Consider the following 15,218-nt stretch of genomic DNA (forward strand, 5'->3'; position numbering starts at 1 on the left):
CCTCACGCCTCGGGCTCTTCGGCCGCTTCCTCGGCGGCCGGGGTCACCCCGTCGCGCAGCCACTTCAGCTTGACCTCGAACTGGCCCTGCAGCCCGGTGCGCGCGATCACCGCCCCGGCCTGGGCGTCGAGCTTGACGCCGAACTTGAGCTCGACCTCGTCCGGCCCGAGGTCGCGGAACTGCGCCAGTGCGGCGGACGCGGCCGCGCGGACCTCGCTCAGGGCGTGCTCGAAGGTCGTGGTCGCCTTGCGGAGCACCCCCGACGGCGCCGACGCCTGTTCCAGGCCCGGTTCCCCCTCGACCTCGACGACCACCGAACCGCCGTCGGCCAGCGGGAAACGCACGAACTCCTGCACCGGATCTCCTCCTCGGTAGGGCCTTCTGCGTCGGGGCTAGCACGGCAGGTCGAGCCACTGCTCCCCGCCGATGCCCCGGCGCACCTGCTCCAGCTGCCCGAGCACGGTGTCCAGCCGGTCGGGGTGGGCCAGGTACTCCAGCACCGCCTGGTAGAACGCGCTGGTCATCGCCGAGGGCATCAGGTCGGACGCGTCGAAGCACAGCTCGGTGCCCCTGGCCAGGGTCGTCGCGATCCGCCGGGTCACGTCGCTGCGGTAGACGTCCTGGTCGACGAGCCGCTGGTGCACCGAGAAGGTCGTCCCGCCGGACGGCCAGATCCGCTGCCCCTGCTCCCCGGCCAGGTAGACCATGAGCCGGCGCGCGGCCGGGGTGTCGTGGAACATGCCGGCGAGGTCGGCCGAGACTTCCGCGCGTGCGGGCTTCCCGGTGCCCGGGAACGGGAAGAACCGGAAGTCCCGCTCGGGCACGGGCGGCCCGGCCGGCCGCGGGATCGCCAGGTAGCCGCCGATCGCGAAGGAGCCGAGGTGCTCCAGCAGGCAGCCGGGTGGGTCGGCGAACAGGCCCCGGCCGGCGTCGGCGAACGAGGTGAGCAGGGCCGCCGTGCTGCCGCCGCGGACCGCGCCCGGCGCGAGGACCAGCGCGCCCCAGCTCTGCCACGCGGTGCGCACGACTTCGTCGGTCCAGGCCAGCTTGCCCGCCGCCCACTTGCCGTATTCGTCCGGAGCCTGGTGCAGCAGGATGTCCTCGAGCCAGTCGGTGCCCGGGAACCCGGAGTTCGGCGGCGCCCCCATGCCGAGGCACCACGGCTGCTGCCCGGCGGCGGAAAGCCGCCCCGAAGTCGCCACGAGCTCTTCCCAGGTGGCCGGCGGGGCCTCCCGGAAGCTCTTCGGGTTGTACCAGACGATGCTCTTCAGATCCGCCTTCACCACGACCGTGTAAGTCGTCTTCCCGCCGAGCTGCTGCAGTTTCCGCCACTTCGAGCTGTACGCGGCGGTCGCGTCCGCGCCGAGGACGTCGTCGAGGGGTTTCAGCTGCCCGGAACGCGCGTAGCCCGCCAGCTCGGCCGGGTTGGACAGCACCGCCACGTCGGGCGGCGTGCCCTGCTGCAGGTCACCGCGCAGCACCTGGTTCTGCGCGCGCGTGCCCTGGTAGCGCGTGGGAATCCCGGTCTCCCGGGTGAACCCGTCGAGGACGCGCAGGAAAGCCGTCTGCTCGTCGCCGGTCCACGAACCCAGCACGGTCACCGGCTCCGCGCCGGTCACGGCGGAACACCCGGCGACCAGGAGCACGAGGGCCAGCAGCGAACCGGCACAGCGCTTCATCACGGCTCCCTCCTCGCGCGGAACCGGTATTCGTCGAGACGGGGTTGCAGGCCACCGGCCGCGAGGACGCCGATCCCCGCGGCCAGCACCGGGATCCCGTACCCGAGGGCACCGTTCCAGCCCGGTTCGGTGAGGCCCGGGCCCAGCAGCACCGATTCGTCGACGGCGCCCGGCGGTGCGTCCGCGACGGCGGGCGGGACGGGCGTCCCGGCGGCGAACGCGGTCACCGTGTGGCCGCACGCGGCCGCTCCTTCGATCCCGCACTGGGCGGTCAGCACGTGGGCGAGCGTCCACCGGGCCTGGGCGGTGGCGGCCGAGGTCGCGGCCGACCGCGCGTCGACGGTGCGTTCCAGCGCGGCACCGCCGTCCCGCGCGTCGGACTGGATGCCGAGCAGCAACGCCGTTCCCGCGCCCAGCAGCACGCAGGCCACCGTGGCGGCCAGCAGCGCGGTGTTCACCGTGCGGCGGAACCGCCGGGCGAGGAACCGCTGGGCCCACACGAGCGTGGCGACCAGCAGGACCAGCGGCACCGCCCACAGCGCCGTGATCGCGGGATCCAGCCAGTTCGCCGCCAGCTGCCGGTCGAGGGCGGCGCGCTGGGCGGCTTCGAGCGCGTCGAGCTGCGCGAGGATCCCGTTCACCGGCGCGGACAGCAGGTCCGACGCGGACTGCAGGTCGCTCGCGGCGAGCGGCCCGCCCCCGTCCTGCCGGAAGTGGGCGTCGGCCTTCCCGATGAAGCCGTTGTACGACGGCAGCAGCCCTTCGATCAGCCGCAGCGTCTGGCTGCCCGCCTCGCCCGCGGCGTTGTGTTCGGCGACCTCGGCGAGCTGCTGGCTCGTCCGGGCGATCTGGTCCTCGTACTGCTCGCTGGGGCCGGTCAGGCGCGCCTGACCGCCTTCGAAGGCGGCCACCGCGGCGCGGTGCGCGGCCACGATCGCCTCCTTGGCCAGCGACACCTCGAGCACCGCGGGCGCGGTCCGCTCCCGCACCTCGGCGATGCTGACCCGCACGCCGAGGAACGTCGCCAGCGCGGTCCCCAGCACCAGCACGCTGCCTGCCACCAGCCCGAGCCGCAGCCACCAGAGGGTCTGCCGGGTGGTGCTGGTCGCGGTCACGACGGCGCTCCCGCCTCGAAGGGCTCGCCGCAGCGCCCGCACCGCTTCGCCGACGGCCGGGCCTTGTGTCCACAGTGGACGCACTCGCGCGGGGCGCCGTCGGCTTCGGGCGGGACGGCGGCCGGAGCGGGTTCCGCCGCACCGGTGTAGGCGGAGATGGTCGAACCGAGCACCAGGGAGAAGCCGTCGCGCGGGCGCACGCCGTCCTTGATCGTGACGGAGCCGTCTTCGCGGACGTCGATCAACCGGCCCAGGCGCTTGAGGATCTCCGCGTTGCCCAGCTCGGTCGCCAGCCGGACCGCGGTGCCCCAGTCCCGCGCCGCGGCCACCCGGTCGTCGCGCTCGAAGGCGTCCCAGCCCGCCCGGACCGCGCGGCCCAGCTCGGCCTGCCCGGTGACGCGGGCGACGTTGTCGTCCGGGACGCTGGAGAGCGCCAGGTCGTCGGTCAGGTAGCCGACCACGGCCCGTGGCTCGGCGACCGGCTCGCCGGCGACCAGCGTGACCGTGCCCAGCAACCGGTCCTCGTACCGGGTCAGCTCCTCGGTGTCGACGTCGAGGCAGAGGTGGTACTCGCGCAGTTCGTCACCCCACGCGCCCGTCGGCAGCTCGATCGCGTTGCCCTCGTGCGCACGACACTGTGCGGTGAGTTCGACCTCGGTCGGGAAGACCTGCTTGACGAACCGCAGCCGGCTGTAGGGCATCGTGGTCATCCGCAGCCGGACGTCCGGCACGGTCCGGCCCATCGCCCGCTCGACCAGGCGCCGGAAGTCCCCGGCGAGCTCGGCGTCCTCCAGGACGGCGTCGGCGCTGCCGCGCAGAACCGAGGCGATGCGCTGCAGGTCCCGCGGCTCCCAGTCGTCGCCGATGCCCCGGGCGTCACAGGCGAACCGGCCCCGGCAGCGGTCGAGCGCGGCTTCCAGCGCCCCCGTGCGATCGGACTCGTTCTTGCCGTCGGTGAGCAGCACCGCGTGCCGGATGGCCGCGGGGGTCTTCCCGAACAGGTCGCGGGCCAGCTCCAGCCACGTGCTCATCGCCGTCCCGCCCCCGGCGATCAGCCCGGCGGCCGCGGCCTTCGCCTCGTGGCGGGTGCGCTCGCCGGCCACCGCCAGCGGCGGTTCGGCCGGGTACACGAGCCGGGCCCGGCTCGTGCATTCGACCACCCCGAACAGCACGCCGTCCCGCAGCGAGCCGATGGCCGCCCGGCAGGCGTGCCGTGCGGCCTCGATCTTCGTCGGCGGCCAGTCCATCGAGCTGGAGCAGTCCACCAGCAACAGCTCGGCGGTCGGCGGCGGCCCGGCCGCGGGAGCACCGGCTTCGCCCACCCGCACGGTGAGAACGACGTCCATCCGGTCGTCGCTCGGCGCCAGGTACTTGTTCTGGCTCAGCTGGAGGGTGAACGACGGGTCGGGCATCCGATCACCTTCTCGTCTTCGGCCGGACGGAGTTCGCGAGGTCGACCAGCACGCCGTGTTCGTTCCGGTCGCGCGCCCGCTCGGCGAGGCGGCGCAGGGACTGCTCCAGCAGCGACCGCAGGCCCCGTTCGGTGACGCGCTCGCCGAGGAGCGCGCCGCCGTCCCAGCCTTCGCCGCCGTCGAGCCCGGTCAGCGCGGCCCCGCGGACCAACGCCTCCAGCCGGTCCCGGGCTTCCGGGTCGAGGTACAGCTCGGGCAGCCGCCGGGCGGCGTCGGCGAAGTCGTCCCGGCCCGGCGGCCCGGACGGCAGCCGCCCGGCCCGGATCCGCACGGCGGCGATCCGCGCGGCGTCGTAGTGGCGGGAAATGGGCGGCACGGCGTCGAGCAGGGCGACCGCGCTGTCGCGGCCGGTTGCCCGCAGCGCGCAGCGGGCCAGGCCGAAGGCGGCGCTGACCTGGCCGTGGTCGCGGTGCCACACCGAGCGGTAGCAGCGTTCGGCCAGCTCGGTCCGCCCGCGCAGTTCGGCGCAGAACCCGAGCGCCAGCTTCGGTGCGATCTCGCCGGGCCAGCTGCGGTGCACCCGGTCGAACGCGGCCGCGGCCTGCTCGGCGTCGTCGCGGGCCAGCGCCAGCAGCCCGTGGTGCCACGCCGCCCGCCAGTCGCGGGCCGCCTCGGTCCCGAGCTGTTCTTCGGCCTTCGCCAGTGCCGCGGCCGCGGCCTCGGCCTCGCCCAGCGCGACCCGCGCCCGCGTCCGGGCGAACTCGATCTCGACCGAGGGCTCGCCGAACATCGCCAGCTTGCCCAGCCAGCGGTGCGGCCCGGGCGCGCCCGCGGCGGCGATGAACCCGGCCGCGGCGTCTTCGGGGGCGACGCGCGGGATCGGCAGCCGGCCGGCGCCGTCGGCGGCACCCGGCAGCCCGAGGTCCAGCGGCCCGGTGGGTTCGCCGCCGGTCCAGTGGCCGAGGCCGGGGACCGCGCCGAGACCGTCGTCGAGCAGTTCCGCGGTGTCCTCGAACAGCGCCGAGGGCACCGGCCGCGGCCGTTCGTCGCGCAGGGAAAGGATTTCGCGGCGCACGCCGTCGAGCTGCTCGGCCATTTCGGACGCCGTGGCGAACCGCCGCTCGAACGGCGCGACGGCGCGCTCGAGCACCCGGTGCAGCGACTCGAGGCCACCGGCGACCCGATCGGGGTCGGCGTCTTCCCCCGCGGCTTCGAGCAGCACCTGCAGCGTCCGGCCGACGGTGTGCAGGTCCGAGCGCACGGTCAGGCCGTACCGGGCCAGCTCGTGCGCCGGTGCCTGGAACCCTTCGGTGCCGACGCTCGGCCCGGCCGGGTCCTCGCGCGAGCGGGCCGCGCCGAGGTCGATGACCTTGACCCGCTTGTCGCCGTGGATCACGTTCTCCGGCTTCATGTCGCAGTAGAGCAGGCCTTCGCCGTGGAGGTAGTCCAGCGCGCCCAGGATCGCCCGGCCGTAGACGATCACGTGCTCCACCCGCGGCGGCGGCCCCTGCTTGAGCAGGTCCCGCAGCGACCGCCCGCCGACGTACTCCATCACCAGGTAGGTGTCCGGCTCGCCGCCGCCGGGCGCCGGGTGCTCGACGAAGTCGCTGATGCGCACGATGTTCGGGTGGTCGAGCCGGACCAGCACGTCCCGTTCGACCCGCGCCATCGCGCGCAGCACGGCGTTGCCGCTGTTGATCACGCCCTTGAGCGCGACGTGCTGGCCGGCGAGCGCGGTGTCAGTGGCCAGGTACACCCAGCCGAGGCCACCCCGGGCGAAGCAGCCGAGGACGTCGTAGCGGTCGCCGACCCGTTCGCCGCGGTTCAGCTTGGGCAGGAAGGAAAAGCGCTCACCGCAGTATTCGCAGAACCCCTCGGCGAACGCCGGTTCGCCGGCGTAGGCGCGGCCGACGGGTTCCCCGCAGTGGCCGCAGAACCGGTGCTGCTCGGGGTAGTCGGGGTCGGCGAGGACGAGCTTCTCCGGGTCCGGCACCTCGATCGCGGGCAGCGACTGGAAATCTGCCTCGCCGCTCCAGAGCTCGACACTGCGCCCGAGTTCGGCGCTGCGCCGGGTGCTTTCGGGGGCGGGCCCGGCCGCGGTCGCCGACTCGGCCGGCGTCCGGCGGCGGCCGCACACCAGGCAGAACCCGATCGGCCCGACCGGTTGTCCGTGGCACCACACCGGTTGCGTCGTCACGCGCCCTCCAGCCGGCGGCGGACCGCCCGCACGTACCGTTCGACCAGCCCGGCCGCGGCCTCCGGTTCGTCCGGCCGCGTGCTCAGCGCCGCCATGGCCGGGCGGTACAGCTCGGCCAGCTCCTCGTCCTCCATCAAGCCCGCGTCGGTGGCTTTCGCGTTGTAGCCGCGCAGCCGCCCGTGCAGTTCGTCGTGGCGGGCGGCCAGCGCGTCGAGCTCGGCGTACCGCCGGACCAGCTCCCACCGGGCCGCTTCCGCGTCCCGCTCGGTCGCCGCCAGAGCGCGCCGCACGCGGCCCGGCTCGATCCGCTCGCCCGCCGAGCGCAGCGCGGCCAGCCGCAGGCGCAGATCCGCGGAGCTGCCGGGCACGGCCGGGCGCGCACCGAGCCGCGCGGCCCGCTCCCGCGTGCGGTCCTCCTCGTGCTCCACCATCTCGACCAGCAGTGCCAGCCGATCCAGGCGCCGCGCGTTCCGCTCGTTCTCCCAGCGCCGGGCCAGGCGCACGCCGGGCGAGTCGGGCCCGCTGAACTGGACCAGCACGGTGGCGCCCTTGTCCACCAGCGGCCGCACCACGTCGGTGAGCACTTCTTCCGGCGCGCGGGCGTCTTCGACGCCGGTCACCGCCACGGCGACGTCTTCGGGGTTGGTCTCCAGCACGGTGAGCACCTCGCCGGTGCTGATGCCGGCGCTGACGTGCTCGGCCACCTCGCCGGTGGTCTTGCCGGTCGCGTCCACGATCGCGGCGAGCCGCTCGCCGGTGACCCGGGATCCCCGGCGTTCGCGCCGCACCTGCGCCAGGAAACCGTCCCGGACGGCCGAGTCGCGGTCGCCGATCACGACGATCAGCGGGCCGGCCGACGGCCGCGGCGGCTCGCCGACCCACCGGGCGACGTCCGGCACGTGCCGGACGATCACCTCGACCGGGATCAGGTAGGCGAGCCCGGCGCGTTCGTCGGTGTACTCGGTGACCACCATGCCGAGCACCGCGCCGGTCGCCTTGTCGATCACGCCGGCGCCGCTGAACCCGCGCCGCACCCGCTCGCCGGGCAGCGGCGAGTTGAGCTGGATCCATTCCCCCGCCGCCCCGGCCGGGCCGGCCAGCTCGGCGTTGTTCACCCAGACGCCGTAGCGGTGCGGCGCCGGGAAGCCGTAGGTGTGGACCACCCGGTCGCGGACCGCGCCGAGCCGCACCAAGGGGGCGCCGCGCACGTGCGGGAACGCTTCGGCGAGGTCGAGCAGCGCGATGTCGCCCCGGCCGTCTTCCGTCGGCGGCACCCAGCAGCCGGGCCGCACGGTGGCGAGCGTCTCCGGCATGCCGTCCAGGCCGACGAAGCGCACCAGCACGTGCGCCCCCGAAAGCGCTTCCTCCCCCGCGGCCTGCACCACGTGCGCACAGGTGAGCACCGTGGACTCGCCCAGCAGCATCCCGGCGCCCAGTGCCCGGCCCGACGAGTGCACCAAGCACACTCGCCACGGTTCCGGATCCCCCGCGCGCCCCTCGGCAGAACCGTTGTGCTCCCTCACCGGGTGCGACCTTACGACCCCACCACGACAGTCCGGGGCGGGTTCGCCCGCTTACCCCCGCAGATCACCCGATCGGCCGCTGCACCCCGCGCCACCGTGGGGAATTCACGAAAACGGCGGGCGGGGTCAGGCGATCGTGCGCAGCCGCCGGATCGCGAAGAACACGAGCGCGGCCGTCAGCAGCGCGAAAACGCCGGTTTCGATGCACTGGAAGAGCCAGAAGCGATCCCCCGGCTGGTACTGCAGCCAGTTGGTCGCGCCGGGGCCGGCCACGGCGTCGCCGCAGCCGCCGGGCGGGCACGGCCCGATCTGGGCGTCGGGCAGCACCAGCTCCCCCGCCGCGTTGCGGACCCCTTGCGCCATCACCCAGTCGCCCGAGGCCGGGTTCGGCGTCATGCTGCTCGTCGGTGCGAAGGTGAGGCTCTGCGCCGGCAGGTACCGCGGCCGGGCGAAAACCTCGATCGCGGCGCGGACCGCCGCGTACCCGACGAGGGCGATCCCCATGGCGGGCAACACCTTGCGCCAGTACGTTCCCGCGAAGACGCCGAGCGCGAGCGCGAACAGCGTGTACGCGACCGGGACGACGCCCTGGACGTCGAACGAGAGGTACGTCAGCCGGCCGGTGCTCGCCGAGACCAGCGGCCGGAACCACCACGACACGCCCAGCGCATAACCGACCGCCAGCACCGCGGTGATCGCCCCGACCAGGCCGAACTTGACCAGCGCCCAGTGCAGCCGGCTCACGCCCTGGGTCCACACCAGCCGGTGGGTGCCCTGCTCGACCTCGCGGGCGACCAGCGGCGCGCCGAAGAACACCCCCACGAGCACCGGCAGGACCACGAACAGCACGGCGACGAACACCATGCCGCTGAACTGCTGCTGGAACTGGTGGCCCAGGCTGTCGCACCGCGCCACCGCCGCGGTTTGCGCGATCATCGACGCGCTGCCGAGCGAGGCCCTGCAGGCGCCGAGGCCGAGGCTGTCGTACTTCGCGTGCATCGCCAGGCCAGTCGGGACCATGATCGCGGCCAGCACGCCGAGGGCCACGAGCGTGAACACCGCCTGCTTGCGGTGCTGGCGCCAGGTCAGCCAGATCATGCCGGCGCCTCCCACGCGGACGCCGGGACGCGGGTCTCGGCTTCGGCGAGGTGCGCCAGCACCACGTCTTCCAGGGTCACGCCGTGCTCCGTCCACAGTGGATCGATCGGGCCGTCGCCGCGGCGGACCAGCAGCGTCGACTGGCGTTCGGTGTGGCTCGCGCGGACGACCTCCGCCACCCCGGCGATGGATTCGCTGCCTGCCCGCGGCCCGGTGAGCGTGCGGTGGGTGCCGATCAGCTCGTCGACCGAGCCCGCCAGCCGGACCTGGGACCGCTGCAGGACGATCAGGTGGTCGCAGCTGCGTTCGAGGTCGGCGAGCAGGTGCGAGGACAGCAGCACGGTCGTCTCGCTCTCGGCCACCGCACCCATCAGCGTCTGCATGAACTCGCGGCGCGCGAGCGGGTCGAGGCTGGCGATGGGCTCGTCGAGCAACAGCAGGCGAGGCCGCTTCGCCAGCGCCAGTGCCAGCGCGACCTGGGCGCGCTGGCCGCCGGAGAGCTTGCCCACCGCCCTGTCCGGCGGGATGCCGAGCATCGCGAGCCGGTCGCGGGCCAGCGCGGCGTCCCAGTGGTGGCGGTTGAGCTTGCCGCCCATGGTGACCAGCTCCGCCGCGGTGAAGTCGCGGTAGAGCGGGGTGTCCTGCGCGACGAACCCGACGTCCGCCAGTGCGGCGCGCGGTGCCCGCCCGAAGACGCGCACCTCCCCCGCGTCGGGTTTCAGCAGGCCGACGACCAGGTGCAGCAGCGTCGTCTTGCCCGCGCCGTTCGGGCCGACCAGCGCGGCGATCCGCCCGGCAGGCACCTCCAGCGCGCAGTCGCGCAACGCCCAGGTGCGGCCGTAGCGCTTGCCCAGCGCCTCGGCTTCCACCGCCAGTTCCATTCCGGGCTCCCTACGACAGGTCGTGCGGCACCCGGGTGCCGCGGATCGTGGTTTCGATGAGGGCGGCGATGTCGTCGGGCGACATCCCCGCGGTTTCGGCGCGCTCCAGCCAGGCCACCAGCTCGTCGCGCAGCTGCGCCTGGTGGCCCAGCGAGGGCCCGGCCAGGCTGCCGGTGACGAACGTGCCCACCCCCGGGCGGCCTTCGGCCAGCCCCTCGAGCACCAGTTCGCGATAGGCCTTGAGCACGGTGTTCGGGTTGATCGCCAGCGCCTCGGCCACGTCCCGCACCTTCGGCAGCTGGTCGCCGGGCCGCAGCAGGCCGACCCGCAGCGCCTGCTTCACCTGGACGACGAGCTGCATGTACGTGGCGACCCGGGAACGGCCGTCGAGCACGAACTCGATCACCCTGCCCACCCCTCCTATTGTCTTACGACATTAAGACAACACCTCCCGGCGCGCGGCTGTCAAGGCTTAGGGTCTTGATCGGACGCGCACACCGGCACCGGGAGGCAGGCATGTCGTTGTTGGACGAGCTCGGCAAGGCGATCGCGGGCGGGGCGGTCGAGATCGTCGACCTGACCGCTCCCCTGAGCTCGAGCACGCCGATCCTGCGGCTGCCCGAGCCGTTCGCCAACACGATCCCGTTCCGGCTGGAGGAGATCAGCCGCTACGACGAGCGTGGCCCGCGGTGGTACTGGAACGACATCCACACCGGCGAGCACACCGGCACCCACCTGGACGTCCCGGTGCACTGGGTGTCCGGGAAGGACGGTCACGACGTTTCGCAGGTGCCGTTGAAGACGCTGGTGGCGCCCGCGGTCGTGCTCGACTTCTCCGCGCGGGCGGCCGAGGACCCGGACTTCCTGCTCTCGATCGACGACGTCCGCGCCTGGACGGCCGAGCACGGACCGCTGCCCGACGGCGGCTGGCTGCTCTACCGCACCGGCTGGGACACGCGCAGCGGTGACCAGGAGGAGTTCCTCAACGCCGACGAAGCCGGCTCGCACACCCCGGGCGTCTCACCCGAGTGCGCGCGGTGGCTCGCCGAGGAAACGCCGATCACCGGGCTCGGCGTCGAGACGGTCGGCACCGACGCGGGCCAGGCACCCGGCCTCGAGCCGATGTTCCCCTGCCACGAACTGCTGCTGGGTGCCGGCAAGCACGGCCTGACGCAGCTGCAGAACCTCGCGACGCTGCCGGCCACCGGCGTGCTGCTGCTGGTCTCGCCGTTGCCGATCGTCGGCGGCTCGGGCAGCCCGGCCCGGGTGCTGGCCCTGGTGGAGCGGTGAACGTCGCCGAACTGGTCGGCCGGACGCTGGCCGGCCTCGGCGTGGGCACCGCGTTCGGCGTGGTGGGCAGCGGCAACTTCGAGGTGACGAACGCGCTGCGCGCGGGCGGCGTCCGGTTCGTCGCCGCCCGCCACGAGGGCGGCGCGGCGAGCATGGCCGACGCGTACGCCCGGATGAGCGGCCGGGTGTCGGTGCTGTCGCTGCACCAAGGCTGCGGGCTGACCAACGCCGTCACCGGGATCACCGAGGCGGCCAAGAGCCGGACGCCGATGCTGGTGCTGACGGCCGATTCGGCGGGCGCGTCGGTGCTGTCGAACTTCCGCATCGACCAGGACGGCCTGGCCGCGGCGGTCGGCGCGGTGCCCGAGCGCGTGCACTCACCAGGAAGCGCGGTCGCCGACACGGTCCGGGCGTTCCGGACGGCACTGCAGCAGCGCCGGACCGTGGTGCTGAACCTGCCGCTCGACGTCCAGGCCCAGCCGGCGCCCGAGGCGCCTTCGCTGCCCGTGCTCGCCGGACCCGCACCGGTGCGGCCGGACGCCGCCTCGGTGGCCGCGTTGGCGGACCTCCTGGCGGCGGCCGAGCGGCCGGTGTTCATCGCCGGCCGCGGCGCCCGTTCGAGCCGCGAGCCGTTGCGGGAGCTGGCTGCCCGGTGCGGCGCGCTGCTGGCGACGTCCGCGGTGGCGCACGGCCTGTTCCACGACGACCCGTTCGCACTGGGCATCTCGGGCGGCTTCGCGTCGCCGGCGGCGGCCGAGCTCATCGTGGGCGCCGACCTGGTCGTCGGCTGGGGCTGCGCGCTGAACAGGTGGACCACCCGCCACGGCAGGCTGCTGAGCCCGCACGCGAAGCTGGTCCAGGTCGACGTCGAGCAGGCGGCACTCGGCGCCCACCGCCCGATCGACCTGGGCGTGGTCGGCGACGTCACGTGCACGGCATCGGACGTGCTCGCGCTGACGCCGTCGCACCGGGGCTACCGCACGGACGAGACGGCGGCCCGGATCGCGACGGGCCGCTGGAACGACGTCTCGCACGAGGACCTGTCCGGCAACGGCCGGATCGACCCGCGGACGCTGAGCGGGCTCCTGGACGAAATGCTGCCGTCCGAGCGGATCGTCTCGATCGACTCGGGCAATTTCATGGGCTACCCGAGCGCGTACCTGTCGGTGCCCGACGAGCGGGGGTTCTGCTTCACGCAGGCGTTCCAGAGCATCGGCCTGGGCCTGGGCACGGCGATCGGGGCGGCACTGGCCCGCCCGGACCGCCTGCCGGTGCTGGGCACGGGCGACGGCGGGTTCCACATGGCACTGTCCGAACTGGACACAGCGGTCCGGCTGGGCCTGCCCCTGGTGGTGATCGTCTACAACGACGCGGCGTACGGGGCGGAGATCCACCACTTCGGCGACGCGGACATGACCACGGTCCGGTTCCCCGACACCGACCTGGCGTCGATCGCCCGCGGCTTCGGCTGCACGGGTGTCACGGTGCGCTCGGCCTCGGACCTGGCGGCGGTGCGCGACTGGCTCGCCGGCCCCCGGTCGGCCCCCTTGGTGATCGACGCCAAGATCGCCGACGACGGCGGATCGTGGTGGCTGGCGGAGGCGTTCCGCCACTGACGCGGCCTTGACAAGCCTCTCGCCGCCTTGAATCCTGACCGAGTTGTCTTACAGTCGTAGGACAGTGGGTGAACTACCCGAGGAGCTCTTTCGTGCGACTCTTCCTGGCGGCACTCGCGGCCGCGGTCCTGTTCGCCGCACCGGCGGACGCGGGCCCGCAACGCCCAGACCCGGCGTCGGCGCTGCTCGCGGCGTTCGACAGCCACCCGATCGTGGCGAAGTCCAGCCCGGACGTGGGGACGTTCGTGTTCGACCTGATCCGCGACCCGAGATTCCCCGGCCGGGTGAACGACATAGCGGTGGAGTGCGGCAACGCGCGTCTGCAGCCGTTGCTGGACCAGTACATCGCCGGGGCCACCGCCGGGGACATCAGCCACGTCTGGCGCGACACGACGCAGCCGAGCTGCGGGTTCTCGACGTTCTACGAGCAGCTGTTCGCGCTGGTCCGTCAGGTCAACACGACGTTGCCGACCACGCGGAAGATCCGGGTACTGGCCACCGATCCCCCGGTCGACTGGAGCCGGGTCCACTCACCGGCGGACCTGGAGCCGTTCCTGGACCGGGACGCCTCGATCGTGTCAGTGGTGAAGACGCAGGTGCTGAAGAAGAACCGCAAGGTGCTGATGTTGTTCGGCCTGGGGCACCTGACCCACGACGGAGGCAGCGCCGCGGTGGCCCAGCTGGAACGCGAGCACCCGGGCGCGGCGTACGTGGTGGCGGACCACCGCGGGTTCACGACGGACAACGCGCGTTTGGAGCAGAGGCTCGGTTCTTGGCCGGCTTTGGTACCGATGCAGGGCTCGTGGCTGGGTTCCCTGCCGGCGACGTACTTCCCGGTGAACCGCGACTACCCGCCGGACACGCGGGGCTATCCGGGCGTGGACGCGTACCTGTACGAGGGCCCGGCGGATCTCTTGCTGCGGGAGCCGCTGTCGGCTCGGGCGGTCCTGGACACGGAGTACCTGGCGGAGCTCCGCCGCCGAGCCACGGCGATCGACGCGCCGCCGGACTCGATCGAGTGGCCGGAGACGTTCTTCGAGCGGGAGCGGACTTCGGGAGTCCTGCTGCGCGGTTAGCCGGCAGGGGGCGTGGGTGTGGGCCCCGAGAGCAGCGACCTGCCTGCGCCCAGCCTCCCCGGCGAAGGATGGACCACCCAAACGTTGGCTTCGACGTACACCGCATAATCATCCACAGTGGACACAAACACCGGAGCAAGACCGCCGGGAACAACAACCTGCCCAGCACGATCGAAGGGCAACCCCGTCCACCGCCGCCAAGAAGCCAGCGAGCCCTGAACGGTGGCCGAGCAAGAAGCGACCCCCGCAACCACACCCCCAGCACGAACATGAGTCCGCAGCCACCGATCGACCGGCAACCCGTCCGGACGAACGGAGGCGGCGTACTCCGCCATGGACACCCCGGGAGCCGAAGCCTTGTCAGGCGGCCGAACGGGAATGACGAGCGACGAGAGCCCGGCCGAAGCAACAGCATCCCGCATGGCACCGAGCACAACGGACGACAGCCCCCGCCCCTGCCAAGAAGGATGCACGGCGATCTCCAGCCCGCAGGCGGTGTCCGGGGCAACCCCGTCAAGAGCGTCCTCGGCAGCCCAAACGGCAACCTCGTCCCAGCCGCGCTCCGGATAGGGCGAACGCCCCCGGAAAGGAACCATGATCCCCCGCGCAACCGGCACCCCGTCCTCCAGCAACGCCACCACCAGATGAGGCCAAAGCCGAGCCACCCGCCGCCCCCGCACGAGCAAGCTCGTCAAGCTCCCCTCCATGAACCGCGGCGACCCCGGCGGATACGGAATGCCGTACACGGCCTCGAAAAGATCCGGCCGCTGCGCCAGGGACACGATCTCCACGGCTACCGCGACCACGACTCGAGCGCGATCAACGTCTTCGTCCCGGTCACCTGGTGGTGCCGCCGGATCTCGTCGATCGTCTTCTGCAGGTGGGCCATGTCGCGGACCCGCAGCCACACCAGCGCGTCCGGGTCGCCCGCGATGGTGAACACCGCCTGGGCCTCCGGCATCCGCGTGGTCGTCCGGAGGATCTCGGCCACCTTCGTGTTGCCCACGAACCTCAGCTCGGTGAACGCTTCGATCCCCCAGCCCAGTTTCGCGTGGTCGACCTGGATCGTGAACCCCGTGATCACGCCGCTCTCCCGCAGCCGGTCGATGCGGCGCTTGACCGCCGCCGTGGACAGCGTGACGCGGCCGGCGATGTCGGACAGCGTGCGGCGGGCGTCCTCGCGCAGCAGGCCGAGGATCTCGTGGTCGGTGGCGTCGAGCAGCTCTTCGGGCATGCGCCACAGCGTAGCCAGGCGCAAAAATCGGCGCCAGATCACGCCAAAGGCCACCGAAGTTTGCGTCAAGAGGCCGATACCGGCCATGGCTGTTGCG

The 15,218-nt window shown here is 73.2% G+C and carries 13 protein-coding genes; 3 read left to right on the forward strand and 10 right to left on the reverse strand.

Annotated features, from left to right (window positions below; translation table 11 throughout):
- Positions 1–2: 2 nt before the first annotated feature.
- The 9 genes from ACWEGE_RS06140 to ACWEGE_RS06180 form a co-directional block, all read right to left on the reverse strand.
- The gene (locus ACWEGE_RS06140; protein ID WP_449659337.1) at positions 3–356 is read right to left on the reverse strand and encodes a CU044_2847 family protein; all 354 of its coding nucleotides are present in this window, start codon (positions 354–356) and stop codon (positions 3–5) included.
- Positions 357–392: 36 nt separating this feature from the next.
- Positions 393–1,679, reverse strand: coding sequence for an ABC transporter substrate-binding protein (locus tag ACWEGE_RS06145; protein WP_449659338.1), 1,287 nt, complete (start codon positions 1,677–1,679; stop codon positions 393–395).
- Positions 1,679–2,794: a hypothetical protein gene (locus tag ACWEGE_RS06150; RefSeq protein ID WP_449659339.1), complete on the reverse strand. Its 1,116-nt coding sequence runs from the start codon at positions 2,792–2,794 to the stop codon at positions 1,679–1,681. The genes ACWEGE_RS06145 and ACWEGE_RS06150 overlap by 1 nt, the downstream gene beginning before the upstream one ends.
- On the reverse strand, positions 2,791–4,206 hold the full coding sequence (locus tag ACWEGE_RS06155; RefSeq protein ID WP_449659340.1) for a VWA domain-containing protein: 1,416 nt from the start codon (positions 4,204–4,206) through the stop codon (positions 2,791–2,793). The genes ACWEGE_RS06150 and ACWEGE_RS06155 overlap by 4 nt, the downstream gene beginning before the upstream one ends.
- Positions 4,207–4,210: 4 nt before the next feature.
- Positions 4,211–6,403, reverse strand: coding sequence for a tetratricopeptide repeat protein (locus ACWEGE_RS06160; protein WP_449659341.1), 2,193 nt, complete (start codon positions 6,401–6,403; stop codon positions 4,211–4,213).
- The gene (locus ACWEGE_RS06165) at positions 6,400–7,860 is read right to left on the reverse strand and encodes a trypsin-like peptidase domain-containing protein (protein WP_449659504.1); all 1,461 of its coding nucleotides are present in this window, start codon (positions 7,858–7,860) and stop codon (positions 6,400–6,402) included. The genes ACWEGE_RS06160 and ACWEGE_RS06165 overlap by 4 nt, the downstream gene beginning before the upstream one ends.
- 192 nt (positions 7,861–8,052) lie before the next feature.
- Complete coding sequence (locus tag ACWEGE_RS06170) at positions 8,053–9,024, reverse strand: ABC transporter permease (RefSeq protein WP_449659342.1); 972 nt, start codon at positions 9,022–9,024, stop codon at positions 8,053–8,055.
- A complete protein-coding gene (locus tag ACWEGE_RS06175) occupies positions 9,021–9,905 on the reverse strand; it encodes an ABC transporter ATP-binding protein (protein ID WP_449659343.1) in 885 nt (294 codons plus the stop codon). The genes ACWEGE_RS06170 and ACWEGE_RS06175 overlap by 4 nt, the downstream gene beginning before the upstream one ends.
- Positions 9,906–9,915: 10 nt before the next feature.
- Positions 9,916–10,311 carry a GntR family transcriptional regulator gene (locus tag ACWEGE_RS06180; RefSeq protein ID WP_449659505.1) on the reverse strand — a complete coding sequence of 132 codons (396 nt, stop codon included), beginning with the start codon at positions 10,309–10,311 and terminating at the stop codon, positions 9,916–9,918.
- Between the two features lie 110 nt (positions 10,312–10,421).
- On the opposite strand from ACWEGE_RS06180, the gene ACWEGE_RS06185 reads away from it, so the two are divergent.
- From ACWEGE_RS06185 to ACWEGE_RS06195, 3 genes are all read left to right on the forward strand, one after another.
- On the forward strand, positions 10,422–11,195 hold the full coding sequence (locus ACWEGE_RS06185; RefSeq protein ID WP_449659344.1) for a cyclase family protein: 774 nt from the start codon (positions 10,422–10,424) through the stop codon (positions 11,193–11,195).
- On the forward strand, positions 11,192–12,811 hold the full coding sequence (locus ACWEGE_RS06190) for a thiamine pyrophosphate-binding protein (protein WP_449659345.1): 1,620 nt from the start codon (positions 11,192–11,194) through the stop codon (positions 12,809–12,811). Before ACWEGE_RS06185 ends, ACWEGE_RS06190 begins: the two co-directional genes overlap by 4 nt.
- Before the next feature lie 92 nt (positions 12,812–12,903).
- Positions 12,904–13,887 (forward strand): hypothetical protein, encoded by a 984-nt coding sequence (locus tag ACWEGE_RS06195; protein ID WP_449659346.1) that lies wholly within the window; start codon positions 12,904–12,906, stop codon positions 13,885–13,887.
- Positions 13,888–14,680: 793 nt separating this feature from the next.
- Here ACWEGE_RS06195 and ACWEGE_RS06200 read toward each other — a convergent pair.
- Positions 14,681–15,121 (reverse strand): Lrp/AsnC family transcriptional regulator, encoded by a 441-nt coding sequence (locus ACWEGE_RS06200; RefSeq protein ID WP_449659347.1) that lies wholly within the window; start codon positions 15,119–15,121, stop codon positions 14,681–14,683.
- Positions 15,122–15,218: the final 97 nt, after the last annotated feature.

The sequence above is a fragment of the Amycolatopsis sp. NPDC004747 genome, from assembly GCF_053601335.1.